Raw genomic sequence first — 13,447 nt, 5'->3', positions numbered from 1 at the left:
GTTCCCCCTTAGGATCATAATGATATGTTCAAGGCGTTTTGCCTATAAACCGGATGGAATTTTCAAGCTTAGCCTTTCACGGAGCCGATCATAGCCCCTTTGACGAAATACTTCTGTAAAAACGGATACACTGCAATAATTGGAATGATCGCGAAAATAACGGTCGCTGCTCTGAGCGTGCGTTCATTATAGTTCAGATCTACCGTTGAAGCGGCACCGGCCATAATGACGTTGTCGTCGGTAATGAACTGCCGAATTTTTATTTGCAGCGGGAACCAATCCGGATTCTGCAGGAAGAAGAGCGGGTGCTGGAACTGGTTCCATAGCAAAACTCCGTAGAACAATGCTAGTGTTGCAAGAACTGCTTTAGACAGCGGAAGCACAAATTGAAACAGCATCCGAAAGTAACCACAACCTTCTAGGAAAGCCGCCTCCTCAAGCTCCTTAGAGAATTGCCTGAAGAAAGTTAGCATAATGATCAGGTTGAACGGGTTTAAAATATGCGGGATGATCAGCACAAGTGGATTATTATAAAGACCAATGCCTCGAATCGTCAGGAAATATGGAACGATCGGTGCCTTGAAAATCATCGCGATGACGACGCCGATCATAATAACGGTTCCCCATCGGAACTCCGACTTCGACTTTGATAACGGGTATGCCAGCAGCGCGGTCATTAATAGGGCCGCAATCGTTCCAATCACCGTCGTGCTTAAGGTCAGGAAGAACGAGCGCCACAGGTCTGGACGGTCGATGATATAGAGCCAGGAGTCGAACGTCAGCTGCTTTGGCCACAAGGTGACCAGGTTCATTTCTACGGCGCTTTTGGAACTAAGTGAGGTAGAAATGACAGACAAAAGCGGAATAAGCGCCATAATGGATAAGAGGATGAGAACGATTGTAATGGCGTTGACAAATAATTTTTCGCCTCTCGATTCGAACATGTTTACCAAAGCCCCCCATCCGATACTTTCTTCGATATTCGATTAAAGACGAATACAAGAATAAAGCCAATAATAGATTGGAACAATCCGACCGCGGTTGCAAAGCTGTATTGCCCTTGCTGAATGCCTGTCCGGAAGACGTACGTGTCTAGAATATCGCCGACGTTGTACGTCATCGGCGTAATTAGATTAAATACTTGATCGAATCCGAGATCCATAAAGTTACCGATCTCCAACAGGAACAGCACGAGTACGGTCGGTAGTAGTAACGGGAATGTAATATGACGTATTTGCTTGAACTTTGACGCGCCGTCAATCATCGACGATTCGTACAACTGTGGATCGATTGCACTGATGGCTGCGATATAAACAACCGTTCCCCAACCGGCATCTCGCCAGATGGAGCTAAGCACGTACACCGGCCGGAAGTACTCGCTCTCCTGCATCGCCAGAAGCGGTTCGTATCCGAGCCTGTCAAGAATGATGTTGAACAATCCGCTTAAGGAGAAAAAGTCGAACACGATGCCGGCCACGATAACCCAGGACAGGAAATGCGGGATATACAGTGCGGTTTGAATGCCTTTCTTCAGCGCCTTCTTCCGTATCTCGTTAATCATGAGCGCCAATAGGACAGGGACAGGGAAGACCAGCGCTAGCTTGAAAAATCCCAGTATGAGCGTGTTAACGAACACGCGGGCAAAGTCGGGATGCTGCAGCAACGCCTCGAAGTGTTTGAATCCGACCCAAGGGCTATCGAGCATTCCTTTAAACACGGAATAATCTTTGAATGCGATTACAGCTCCGGTCAGCGGAATGAATTTAAACACAATGAGAAATACGATTCCTGGAATCGCCATCACATATAGCGGCCAATACACCTTAAATCGATGAATTGCGATAACTTTCACTTGATTCCCCCCAATATCTTATTGTTGATTTCGCTTACATTGTAAATATACAGTTGGTGGCCGAATCTCTCAATCGGGCTATTTAAAGAAAAAACACGGGGTTTTTTGCTCAAAAAAAACCACTCCTTAACGAGTGGTGGTGTCTTTACTATGCATTTGGTAGCAGCTTCCGATAATCCCTCGGCTTGCAGCCGGCCAATTTCTCGAACATCTGCGCGAAATGTTGCGTATCTGAATAGCCAACCATCCGACATATTTCGTACACCTTGAGATCAGTCTGCTTCAGCAGCTCTTTCGCTTTGGCAATGCGGATCTGGGTCAGGAAGCTCACATAGGTTTCCCCTGTTTTCTGCTTGAAATATTTGCTCAGATAGTAGGGACTAATAAAGAAACGCGCAGACAAATCAGCGAGTGTTATCGGTTCATCATAATGCGCTGCCACGTATTCCTTAACCTGAGTGATAATGTCATTCTTCTTAAGATTATTATGCTCCTGTTTGAAGGTGATCATTCTATCGATGATCTCAATCATCCATTCCTCTAGCACTTCGAGCGTCCGGAATTTGGATATCCCCTCCAGCGACAGGATGTGGCGGCCAAGGAAATCATTCTGCTGAAGCTGCTGAAACGATATCTTCCGAATGCTCGATAATAGAATGTTTAGGCAATGCATTTGGAGTTCGTCGGGCCTCATGTCCGGCTCATCTTCCATGAGCCGGAAAATGTCGCGTAAGATGCGTGTGCACTCCTCTTTGTCCATATTATCAATGGCCGCTTCAAGCTTGGCGATTACCTCTTCCGGAACCGATAGTCCCGGTCCTGCGAGCTTCAACATCTCAAAATAGGGAAGAACGGCGTCCGTCCCTTTTATCACCTTATAGCTCAGTGCTTGCCTAGCCTCCTCGAACGACTTACTGATCCCCGTTACTCCATCATGGACTTTGCCGATGCCGACGGTGACGGACAGTTTCAACTCTCGGAGAGCTGCCTCCTTCATCACACGTACCATTCGGATTAATTCCTCGTTTTTCATCGGAGCACCATGGGCAACGACAATCGCGATCTGGCCAGCAGAATACCGGAAGCGATACACACAATGGTACCTTCGTAACGCGAGGTCGATCTGCTGGTATAGCGGCTGAAAGCCATTCTCCTTCAAAGGATCGGTATTTCCATCAAATTCCATTAGAATAGATGCAAACCGAGAGCATTTCTTTGGAATACGAGCGGCTTGCAGCAGTTCTTCCATCAGGTCCGCTTGCTCAGGACCGATATACGAAATATCCCGCAACGCATCCTCTTGGATACGGCTTAACACTTCCTGACGCAATTCATCTACCTCTGCAAGCTTATCCCTGTTCGAGCTGATAGCATCCATCACCTGAATGACGCATTGGCGCAGCTCCTCTTCCTCAACCGGCTTGTTGAGGTAGAACTTCACCCCTAGTTGAATACCTTTTCGGGCGTATTCGAAATCCGCATAGCCGCTTAATAAAATAAATTCTGCCCGGCTGTTAGCCTCTCGCAACATGTTGATCATATCAAGGCCATCTGCTTGGGGCATTCGGATATCGGTAATAACAATATCCGGTTGCTTCTTCTGAATGAGTTCGAACCCCTCAAGCCCATTGTGCGCGCTACCGACAACCTCACATTCTGGGATATAGCGGCTAATCATCTTTTTGAGCCCTTCTACTATGCCTTTCTCATCGTCCACGAGGATGAGCTTCATAGACTACCATCCTTTCTTAATTCAAGTTTTGGGAATGAGAAACTCCACCATCGTTCCGCGCTTATCCGTTGGAACGATTTTCAAATAATACTGGTCACCGTATTTGAGCTTGATGCGATCGGCGATATTCCGCAGCCCTAAGCCTTGATCGGCCGAGTCTTCCGGAAGCAGTTTGTATTTGTTCGATTCTGCCCCTTCCAACAGCACCTGCAGCTCCACCTGCTTGAACATGGACATACCGATTCCATCATCCGTGATCCGTATTAACATCTCGTTATCTGTGGTCCATACCCCAATGATGTCGATATTCATGGATCGACTGTAATCCTCAAAGCCATGATTAATGCTATTCTCCACAATCGGCTGGAAGACGAGCGGAATGACGCTGCAATCTAACATCTCATCGGGCATCTGAATATTTAGTTTAAACATATTATTGAACCTGATATTCTGCAAATGCAGATAGTTGGTCGTATACTCCAGCTCGTTCCGGATCGAATGGTGCTGTCCTTCTTTACCTAACGATAAACGAAACATGCGCGCCAGTATTTTGATCATTTCTGCAATCTCGTCCTCATCCTTGACGAGCGCTTTCATGCGAATTGACTCCAGTGTATTGTATAGCATATGGGGATTGATCTGATTCTGGAGCGAAATGAATTTAGCCTGCCGCTGCTTGATCTCCGCGATATATACGTCTTCGATCAGCGTTCGGATGGTCGTGATCATCTTGTTGTAGCTGTGCACGAGACTGCCGATCTCGTCGATCGTATGCTCCTTTTCAATCGGTATATATTGGCCCACTTCCGCCTGCTTCATGCTTCTCCGGAGCGCTTTAATCGGCTTAGTAATCGTATAGCTTAAACCTAGCGAGATGAGAGTGATGACCAGACAGCTGATAAGGATGACAATAACGGTTGTCCCTTTGATCTGATTGATCTTCGCCAACAGCTTCGCGCGCGGGATCTCTGTCTTAATGTTCAGTTCCCCCTGCGAGGTGCTTCCAGTCAGCTTAATGAGGTCCTCTCCGCTGTCGGTCTGGATATATTTCGAGCCCCGTCGGAGCACATGGTCCCATGATAACCGTCCGCTGGCCGCATCAGAATGGTAGACGATTTCGTTATGACGGTTGCTGATCGTCACGCTCATCCCGTACTTATCCCGGGCGAGGACGAATTCGTGATCAAGCTGCAGCAGCGAGAACGGATCCAGATCGATCAATAGGATGCCAGCAAAGGCCCCATTGGAGCTGAACAGCACACGTCCGACGGTCACTACCGCGCCTGATTCTTTATCTTCATAATAGGCACGATTATGCAGCCCGGTTATAAACAACGTTTCCCCCAAGTTGCGGATCCCTTGAAACCATTCTTGTGCCAGCAACTGCTCCTCATTCACTTTGCCTTTCGTATTTGTATATTGATACACACTGTTTCCGCGGCTGATCAGCATGACAGTACCGATTTCCGGCTTAAGAAGCGCTACCCGCATCAGCAACCGTTGCACTTCCAGTCGCTGATTTACAATCTCGTCGATCTTTAGATTCTGCTCATCCCCGAGCTGGTAGATTAGTTCGTTATCGACTAGCACAGACTTCGTAACCTTGTCGTACTCTTTTATAAACTCATTCAACGAATTCTTGATTTGTGACGTGTACAGGGAGGCGAATTCTTGCGAAGAATCCTGAAGCCCCGTGGCTGACTGACGAAAGATGAGCACGCTTACAAATAAGAGTGGAGCGACGCAAGCGAGCAGATAACCGGCCATTAGTTTTTTTTGGAATTTCATGTTGCGAATTGATAACGATGCCCTTCGTATCCAGCCTTTATACTCCATTCACGGTCCTTCCTTTCAAAATTGTATTCCATTCTCCGTAACGATACGTAAAGATCATAACAAAAACAACAGGGCATTTCGGTGTTTGTATATGGGGTTTTTAGCTTTTCTTATAGCTTGGTACTGTGGCCGATTAAAATCCTTACCGCTGTGCTTATCGACAAAGATGTATCGCTCATCGATCCCAAGTTCCTTGAATTTGATGAGCTGCCGCTCCAGATTTTGCTCCTTAGTTGAAACACGCGCAATGGTTCATTAGGAACTTTACGCCTTTCAGCAATTCACCGTATAAAGAAGAATTTTTAAAAAACACACTTATAATATATCAGCAATTGCAACGTTTCCATAATAAAGATGTCCAAACGGCAGTAATGTCGTGTGGCCGAGAGCCGCTTCCATTATCGGCTTGTATAGATTCGTGTAATGTAATCGCATTGGGGGTTACGTTTGGAGAAGCTAGTAACCTTAAAGGTACTAATTGAAGTCAAAGTGCGTACTTATCTAAGGCGGATCAGTTTTGATCACTACTAAGTTTCTCGAAATTTAGAAATACATATGTCAAAATCCTAAAGACAAAGGCGCAGCTTACGCTGCGCCTGGTTTTGTGTATTCAAAGAAAATTAAGTTTTAGACTGAAATCTAATGGACTACCGAGAAAGAATACAGAGTTCGGCCGTTTTTCGCATCGGCCATGTACCGTGGTAACTGCTGGAATTCAAGGCGGTTTTGGATGCATTATAGGCAAATGACTTGGCAAGTCTTTTTTTCGAATCCGCCTGTAATGTCAGCGATCCGAGAATGGGCGAAACATTGACTATGCGACTGGCAGGGCTTTTTCGAATCAGCGGAAGCAACGATTGGTTACAGCAACAACTCCAAAGAAGCTGATGTCAAACGTCTTGCGCAGAATATCAAGCGAGCTGGACGAGGTTTTGTTTTAGCCCTGTTATCTAAGCCACTTTCTTTTGTTCCATCATACGAATTCCCTCCCAAACTAATCTTTTGGGTAGCAATAACTATAGTACAGACGTTGAAATTCTAAGCTCGCATGGCAAAAGTGAAAGATTTAATTCCAAAGGATCAAATAAAGGATTTTGAAAATCAAATTACCATCGACCATTCCTCAGATAAAATGTAGTCTGCCTTATTTGTTCTGGTTTGCTCCTACTCTTTTTCGTTAAAGTTCTGCAATCCTTAAGCTGCTCCACGCTAAATAAATACATACAACTGCTACAATGAAAAAGACGCCAGATACCTTCTTATTTCTCCGCATTTTTATTCCATATGAGCCGAAGAAGATTGCCGCAGCTAATTTGGAAAGGCTTTGATAATAACCATGGTCCGAAAAATAGGAGCTACTAAATACAATCGATATAAGCAAAGCGGATAGAATCATTACTTTGAGCCACATCGGTTCGCATAAAAATTGTCTATATATCGCTTTAATTGGTTGCATGTAGGGAAACTTCCTTTCTCATTTGGTTTGACTGTTTCGCTTTCAAAATTATTCTCATTAATTTTGACGCCATACAGTAAGTCTTGCTTATAATTATAAATTTCCTGAATTTCATAATGTGATTTGCTTCTTTTATTTTATACTCCACGATTTAAGGCTCAAACGAAAAAGCCTGATAGATCAATGATCTTGACCATATCAGGCATCTTTTAGTCTCATTTATAGATATAACCCACAGTTGTCCCTACCCAACCCCTAAATCTTATAGGCCTTCATCGCCTTGCGCAGCTCCTTAAAGCTAGGACGCTTGCCGTACATCAGTACGCCCGTACGGTAGATTTTCGCCGATACCAATACCGAAATGTAAATGGTAACCAGCAGAATGCCGATGGATGCCCATAACTGCCAAACCGGCGGATCAGACAAACCAAGGCGGAGCATCATGACGAATGGCGAGAAGAACGGGATGAAGGAAGCTACCTTCACCAGAACGCTGTCCGGGCTTGAAATGCTGAATATCGAAATATAGAAGCCTGCTAGCGAAAGCATGGTGATTGGAAGCACCGCTTGGCCCAGGTCCTCCGTACGGCTAACAATCGATCCAACCGCTGCGAATAAAGTGGCGAACAGGAAGTAACCCGTCAAATAGAACAAGATGGCATACAGCAGAAGCATCGGATCAATTTGGGTTAAATCGATATTGAATTTATCCATCATTTTGTTATTATGCGGCAAGCTGATATTCACGATGATGACAATGACATAGATCGAAATTTGAATGAGTCCCACCAAAAACATGCCGAAGATTTTACCGAACATCTGCTTCAGCGGCGAAACGCTTGTAATGAGCAGCTCCATCACCCGCGAGCTTTTCTCAGCCGTAATTTCCGATGCAATCAATTGGCCCGTAATCATGATAGCCATAAACAGAAGAACGACGATGAAATAAACGAGCCCCATATTCATGGCTTGCTCTTCCGGTGTCTTGCCTTCGCCTACGTTACCTGCGCCTTCCGTGGCGGAAATTTGAACCGATGCGATTTCAATCGGCGCGTTCAGCAAGGCCATCTGTGCATCCGTTAAGCCTGCATCCTGCAATACGGTAGCCTGACGAATCGCCTGAAGACCGTTTTGAATCGAGCTGGTTAAATCGAATGCAAGCAGCTTCTCGGATTTATACGTGATTGCCGGAAAACCGCTGTCGGTCATTTGGCCAAAGGCTAAGTACCCTTTCACGTCTTTATCCGTAATGGCTTGCTTCAGCTGCTTTTCATTCTCTGCCTCTGAGCCTTTATCCTCGTATGGGATAAGCTTTACACCCGGCTTTTCCTGCAGTTCGAAATATGCTTTAAGCTGATCGCCTGTGGTTGTACCTTCTGCTTGCTGCGTTTGAATATATCCGATTTTCGTAACTTTGTCTCCACTGCCAAACTGCGAGAAAATATAAGGTAAATTAATAGCGATAGACATAATAACGGCAATAATGATCGTCGTAATCAGGAATGCTTTGCCTCTGAATTTATTTCTCAGCGTAAAACCTACTACTGTCCAAAACTTATTCATGGCTATCACCGCCTACTGTTTTAATAAAGATTTCATTTAACGTCGGTTCCTTGATCTCGAATTTGGTAATCGTCGTTTGTCCCAATGCGTGGCGTAAAATTTCGCCGCCTGCCGCTTCACTCGCAATGCCGACCTCATAGCCGTATTCATGCCGGTTAACGCTCGTAACGCCTGCAATCCGCTCGATGCCCGTTACTTCCTTCTCCGTGTTCAAAATAACGCGTTCTTTCGGGAATTGTTTTTTGATTTCCTTCAAATTCCCTTTCAGCACGACGTTTGAGCGATGCAAAATCGTAATGTTTCGGCATAGCTCCTCTACATGCTCCATGCGATGGGTAGAGAATAGAATACTCGTGCCGGAATCACGAAGCTCCTTAACCGTTGATTTAAGCAGCTCGACGTTAACCGGATCGAGTCCGCTGAACGCTTCATCGAGAATAACAATTTTGGGAGAGTGGATTACGCTTGCGATAAATTGAATTTTTTGCTGGTTACCTTTGGAAAGCTCTTCGACCTTCTTGCCGTAATACTCCGGAACCTCGAAGCGGTCCAGCCATTTCTTCAAGCTTTGCTCCGCATCCCTCTTCGACATGCCGCGCAGCTGGGCCAAATAGATAAGCTGGTCACAAACGCGAATCTTTGGATACAAGCCTCTCTCCTCAGGCAAATAGCCAAGATTGCTAAGCTGATTGTGACTGTAAGCCTTGCCGTGATACAAAATGCTGCCTTCGTCCGGATAGATCAGACCAAGCACCATTCTCATCGTCGTTGTTTTCCCTGCGCCGTTGGCGCCGAGCAAGCCGTAAATCTCACCCTCGCTAACCTCGAAGCTGATGCCGTTGACGGCCGTTTTTTCCCCGTATTGCTTAACGACTTTCTCTACTTTTAATGGATTCAATTCACTCATCCCCCTCGATTAGTTACTTCTTATGCTCAAACGGTCCTGCATGAGCAAAGCACTCATAATTTCGTCCAGCTCCAGCGATTGCCTGCTTACGATTTGATATCCCTCGCCTGCGCACCATTCTTCTGCGGCTGCTGCTTTATTCGTTGTGATGCGGTACGTTGTCGCCCCGGCATGCTCTACCCCGCATTGGCCAGGCATGGCAGCCGCCTTCTTCGGCGACAGGTCAGCGCCGCTTACGAATAATGTAAACCAGCTGCTGAACAGCTCATCCTTCTCATACATGCCAAGCACACGTCCCCCAGCCATAAATACGATGAAATCGGCAAGCCTTTTCACTTCTTCGATAATATGGGAGGTCATGAGAATCGTACGATCTCCGCGATCCATATACCGGTGGAGCACTTCGATCATCGTTTTCCATGCAAGCGGATCAAGCCCGGAAGAGGGTTCATCCAGCAAGAGCAGCTCAGGCCCATGTGCCATCGTTAAAGCAAATTCGAATTTGCGGCGCATGCCCTTCGACATTTTGCCCAGCAGCTGGTTATCATCGACTTCAAGGATATGAAGCAGCTCCCGATAGCGATTCACGTCCCAGTTGTTATACCAGAATCGATGAAACTCAGCCTTAGCCGTCCCTTTCATATTGTCCTCGTGCGAGGAGGACTGATCGTGCAAATAACCGATCTTTTGCTTCAGCTCTGTATTGATGCCTTGCTCTACACGGTGACCAAGCAGCTCGATTTTCCCTTCGTCCGCCTTATCCAAATCAAGCATTAACCGGAACGTAGAACTCTTGCCGCAGCCGTTCGGGCCAACAATCGCCGTGATATAACCCTTTGGAATGCTCATATGGAGCGGCCCCAGCTTAAAATTCGCACGATTCTGCACAACTCCGTCTAATTGAATCGCCATCGTCTCATCTATCATGCGTACTCTCCTTTAGTCAAAATGCTTATTCATCGCTTCCTTAAACATCGTCTCCAGTTCTTCCTCCGTGCACTGCACTCTTTTGCCGGCAACGACCGCTTGTTCAAGCGCTTCAATCACGGCAGAAAGCCGATGCCGATCACGCTCCTGTTCTCCAACCTGGGCGACGTACGTCCCCGTTCCTTGCCGCGTCCGCAGCAGACCTTCTGCTTCCAAATCGTTATACACTCGCTTAACTGTTATAACACTGCATTTTACCGTCTGGGCAAGCTCGCGTATCGACGGCAGCAGCATCCCTTCCGCAAGCTGGCCGCTGACGATTAATGCGCGCAGCTGCACTTCGATTTGATGATACAGCGGCTCTGCGCTTTGCTCGTTGATTTGTATCGGCAGCCGCATGGCCTTCACCTTCTTCCTTTCCTGAATAGATCTATGCTCTGTAGGTGCGACTCTCTAACCGTTTCTCAATTCGATTCACTCCGATGAATATGGCCACAGCGCTAACTGCGATAGCAGCTACCGATATCCACCAGAAGCCGTTCTCTATTGCTTCAAATGAGGTAGCCACAATATTGCCAACCTTGAAAACGGCTAAGCCTATTGATATCAGGAGTAACCCGGCAATATAGGCCATGTTAATGAAAAAGTACATTTTACCGGAATGGCCTACTTCCCAGTACACATATCCAATTGATACCGTTAGGGAGTAACCGAACCAGAATAGCGCATACAGCGCGAAATGTCCGGCCGATATGTCTGCCCCCATATAGCGCACAAAGAGGAATTGTAAAATAAAGTAGAGAAGCTGAGCAAAAAATAAGACTACCGCCAGTTGTATGATCCGTCCTAGCGCGATTTGTCTAGAAGAGATAGGCAGCGTCCTCCACTGGGCCATCTTCCTTGTATATGAGTTTTCCTTCCAATATCGCATCATCGTTTGATTCATTACAAATCCGAGAATAGGCAGAATCGTTAGATAGATAAAGTCCGTTGCCCAGCTGCTCATACCTCCGTCTTTCCCGTCTATAACATCATTCAATAACGGAACCGTGAATAACAATAAATAACCGACAAACAATAACGTGTAAAGACTTCTCCATCCATCCTTTAGCAGCTCATGCTTTGCTAAATACCAAGCACCCTTCCATAAACCCACGGCATTTGCTCCTTTCGAACCTTCACTCGACATACTGTATATATCCTTATACACAGTATATTCACTGTATACACAGTTGTCAACCATTCCCATAAACTTTATTGTGAAATATTGGATGGCCTCTCCTTCAGCACAAAAAAAACCATGCAGTCAAAAGAGTCGTCTCTTTCGTTAGCATGGTTTTCGCTGTGTGCATTGAATAGCAGGTTAGCCAAAAATAGCGTCGATGACCGGCTTCGTATGACCGCCCGGATACATCAGGTACAACAGTATATAGACCATCGTTCCAGTGATTGCCGTTACAAACCAGATCAGCGAGGTTACCTTCCCCCATTTGCGATGCTTCGCAAATTTCTTCTTATAGCCTAGTGTTAGCGTTGTAATGCCGAATACGGCCGCAACCGTAGCCAGTACGATATGAAATAACAAGAAGACAAGATAGTAAGGCTTCAAGCCATCCGGTCCGCCCCATGATGTATTGCCTACGAATATCGTACGCGATACATAGACGATAAAGAAGATCGTTGCGGAGACCGCGGCATAGAACATCACCTTCTGATGCTCCTCCAGCCTGCGTTTAATGGCCAGTCTCCAGCCGACGGCTACCAAGACCGCACTCAGTACGATGAAGAAGGTACTTATTGTCGGCATAATATTATAACTGTTCAACGTTACCCCACCTATAGTTAACAAAATGATTAGTACGGATTAAGCCGTACCGGTATTCGTATTCGGCAAATCGTCTTCGGTATGTTCACGTTTGAACCATTGCTTGAAAATATAGGCGAGGATGATTCCGTACATAAGCTCTTGTACGAGCTTCATCACAATACCGCCAAGCTGCTGATCCTCAACGACATCCATTATATTAAAAAATTGCGGTCCGCTGAAGCTCTCTAGCAGCCTTGATGGATCACCAGATACGCAATAGCCCATAGCAGTCACCCAAACGTTGGGATCACTATATATCGCATACATAGAGCTTTTGGCAAAAATAATTAATGCGCACGCGGGCGTCAACAGCATCCCGTTTGCAAAAACATAGGCCATTCTCTTCAGATCCGTCAGCTTGGCCCACTCCGTCACGGGAACTGCGATTTGCCACCACATCATAAAGGACGTAATCAGCAAAATAAAATAATAAAGACGATGCACCGCAAAGTGCGTCATCACATAGTCATGGACAATAGGGATATGGTAAACAGAAAACAACACATTAAACAGAACGAGACACATAACCGGATGCATCATAAAGCTCAGCTTTTTCCAAAAAGGAGCCGAAAACGTCATTTTCCATAGGAAGCTTGGAATGCCAAGCAGCACAAGCGGCGGCACGATCAAGTACGACACCGACATATTGATCATATGAAACGTAAACATCAGATGACCTAATAGATTAAAAGGCCCGCCATGCACCAAATAAAACATGACCGCAGCCGAAACAAACATCGTTTTTTGTTTTGCTGTCGCAGCAGGAGCCTGCGGAGCATGCTTCTCACGCCATGGACCGATCAAATAGAAATATAGAATGACTATGGCAGCCATCCCGAACATAAACATGGGGGTCCACAATTCTTCGAAGCGAAAGTATTGTAAGCCAAGCATCGTGGAATCTCCTTTCAATTGCGATAACCTTTTTTACAAAAGAGGAGGGACCCAAGCCTCGGGACCCTCCTCTCTTCCAATAAACAGTTGTCTTACCACCAAGCCCAGTATTCAGCCATGATGACGCATGTGAATACGATGAATACACCAGTCAAAATTCCGATAATGGCGAATGTATGACCACGATCCTTCATATGCATCCAGAATGCCATCTGAACGAATACTTGCAAAACCGCTAAGCCGACTAAAATAATGTAGATAAAGTCTTTATTGATTTCTCCGCTGATTACGGTCGCGAATGCGATAAACGTAAGCAGGATCGAAAAAAGAAATGCGATGATATGCTTCTTTGGTCCTTCGACCCTATGACGCTTGGGGCTTTCCTCTGTGGCTGTATGATTGCTCGCCATGGA

12 protein-coding genes and 1 pseudogene are annotated in these 13,447 nt (G+C 45.9%); all 13 read right to left on the bottom strand.

What is annotated here, in order from left to right; all coding sequences use genetic code 11:
* Positions 1–68: 68 nt before the first annotated feature.
* The 13 genes and pseudogenes from MRBLPE1_RS13150 to MRBLPE1_RS13090 all read right to left on the bottom strand — a co-directional run bounded on the left by MRBLPE1_RS13150 (position 69) and on the right by MRBLPE1_RS13090 (position 13,444).
* Positions 69–944 (bottom strand): carbohydrate ABC transporter permease, encoded by an 876-nt coding sequence (locus MRBLPE1_RS13150; protein ID WP_364145923.1) that lies wholly within the window; start codon positions 942–944, stop codon positions 69–71.
* A gap of 2 nt (positions 945–946) precedes the next feature.
* Positions 947–1,852, bottom strand: a complete 906-nt coding sequence (locus MRBLPE1_RS13145) for an ABC transporter permease (protein WP_364145922.1) — start codon at positions 1,850–1,852, stop codon at positions 947–949.
* A 148-nt stretch (positions 1,853–2,000) separates the two neighbouring features.
* Positions 2,001–3,584 carry a response regulator gene (locus MRBLPE1_RS13140; protein WP_364145920.1) on the bottom strand — a complete coding sequence of 528 codons (1,584 nt, stop codon included), beginning with the start codon at positions 3,582–3,584 and terminating at the stop codon, positions 2,001–2,003.
* Between the two features lie 21 nt (positions 3,585–3,605).
* Complete coding sequence (locus tag MRBLPE1_RS13135) at positions 3,606–5,420, bottom strand: cache domain-containing sensor histidine kinase (RefSeq protein WP_364145918.1); 1,815 nt, start codon at positions 5,418–5,420, stop codon at positions 3,606–3,608.
* Between the two features lie 105 nt (positions 5,421–5,525).
* A pseudogene (locus MRBLPE1_RS13130) lies at positions 5,526–5,669 on the bottom strand (recombinase family protein); the annotation flags it as partial.
* Between the two features lie 1,462 nt (positions 5,670–7,131).
* Positions 7,132–8,439 (bottom strand): ABC transporter permease, encoded by a 1,308-nt coding sequence (locus tag MRBLPE1_RS13125; protein ID WP_364145916.1) that lies wholly within the window; start codon positions 8,437–8,439, stop codon positions 7,132–7,134.
* Positions 8,432–9,337: an ABC transporter ATP-binding protein gene (locus tag MRBLPE1_RS13120; protein ID WP_364145915.1), complete on the bottom strand. Its 906-nt coding sequence runs from the start codon at positions 9,335–9,337 to the stop codon at positions 8,432–8,434. The genes MRBLPE1_RS13125 and MRBLPE1_RS13120 overlap by 8 nt, the downstream gene beginning before the upstream one ends.
* Positions 9,338–9,355: 18 nt before the next feature.
* The gene (locus MRBLPE1_RS13115) at positions 9,356–10,273 is read right to left on the bottom strand and encodes an ABC transporter ATP-binding protein (protein ID WP_364145914.1); all 918 of its coding nucleotides are present in this window, start codon (positions 10,271–10,273) and stop codon (positions 9,356–9,358) included.
* A 12-nt stretch (positions 10,274–10,285) separates the two neighbouring features.
* Positions 10,286–10,672 (bottom strand): GntR family transcriptional regulator, encoded by a 387-nt coding sequence (locus MRBLPE1_RS13110; RefSeq protein ID WP_308995970.1) that lies wholly within the window; start codon positions 10,670–10,672, stop codon positions 10,286–10,288.
* Between the two features lie 31 nt (positions 10,673–10,703).
* Positions 10,704–11,429 (bottom strand): hypothetical protein, encoded by a 726-nt coding sequence (locus MRBLPE1_RS13105; protein ID WP_364145911.1) that lies wholly within the window; start codon positions 11,427–11,429, stop codon positions 10,704–10,706.
* A gap of 207 nt (positions 11,430–11,636) precedes the next feature.
* Positions 11,637–12,080 carry a DUF420 domain-containing protein gene (locus tag MRBLPE1_RS13100; protein WP_414698884.1) on the bottom strand — a complete coding sequence of 148 codons (444 nt, stop codon included), beginning with the start codon at positions 12,078–12,080 and terminating at the stop codon, positions 11,637–11,639.
* Positions 12,081–12,137: 57 nt separating this feature from the next.
* Positions 12,138–13,034, bottom strand: coding sequence for a cytochrome c oxidase assembly factor CtaG (ctaG, locus tag MRBLPE1_RS13095; RefSeq protein ID WP_364145908.1), 897 nt, complete (start codon positions 13,032–13,034; stop codon positions 12,138–12,140).
* A 92-nt stretch (positions 13,035–13,126) separates the two neighbouring features.
* On the bottom strand, positions 13,127–13,444 hold the full coding sequence (locus MRBLPE1_RS13090; RefSeq protein WP_364145906.1) for a cytochrome C oxidase subunit IV family protein: 318 nt from the start codon (positions 13,442–13,444) through the stop codon (positions 13,127–13,129).
* Between the last annotated feature and the right edge of the window lie 3 nt (positions 13,445–13,447).

This window comes from Paenibacillus sp. LPE1-1-1.1, from assembly GCF_040676435.1.
In the GTDB taxonomy this organism is placed as follows: Bacteria; Bacillota; Bacilli; order Paenibacillales; family Paenibacillaceae; genus Pristimantibacillus.
Note: the sequence above shows the minus strand (reverse complement) of the source record. Positions and strands in the feature narration are given on the sequence as shown.

Excerpts from the sequence above, each read along its gene's own strand:
- MRBLPE1_RS13150 (WP_364145923.1), bottom strand. The coding sequence starts at position 944 with ATGTTCGAATCGAGAGGCGAAAAATTATTTGTCAACGCCATTACAATC.
- MRBLPE1_RS13140 (WP_364145920.1), bottom strand. The coding sequence starts at position 3,584 with ATGAAGCTCATCCTCGTGGACGATGAGAAAGGCATAGTAGAAGGGCTC.
- MRBLPE1_RS13135 (WP_364145918.1), bottom strand. The coding sequence starts at position 5,420 with ATGGAGTATAAAGGCTGGATACGAAGGGCATCGTTATCAATTCGCAAC.
- MRBLPE1_RS13125 (WP_364145916.1), bottom strand. The coding sequence starts at position 8,439 with ATGAATAAGTTTTGGACAGTAGTAGGTTTTACGCTGAGAAATAAATTC.
- MRBLPE1_RS13115 (WP_364145914.1), bottom strand. The coding sequence starts at position 10,273 with ATGATAGATGAGACGATGGCGATTCAATTAGACGGAGTTGTGCAGAAT.
- MRBLPE1_RS13110 (WP_308995970.1), bottom strand. The coding sequence starts at position 10,672 with ATGCGGCTGCCGATACAAATCAACGAGCAAAGCGCAGAGCCGCTGTAT.
- MRBLPE1_RS13100 (WP_414698884.1), bottom strand. The coding sequence starts at position 12,080 with ATGCCGACAATAAGTACCTTCTTCATCGTACTGAGTGCGGTCTTGGTA.
- ctaG (WP_364145908.1), bottom strand. The coding sequence starts at position 13,034 with ATGCTTGGCTTACAATACTTTCGCTTCGAAGAATTGTGGACCCCCATG.
- MRBLPE1_RS13090 (WP_364145906.1), bottom strand. The coding sequence starts at position 13,444 with ATGGCGAGCAATCATACAGCCACAGAGGAAAGCCCCAAGCGTCATAGG.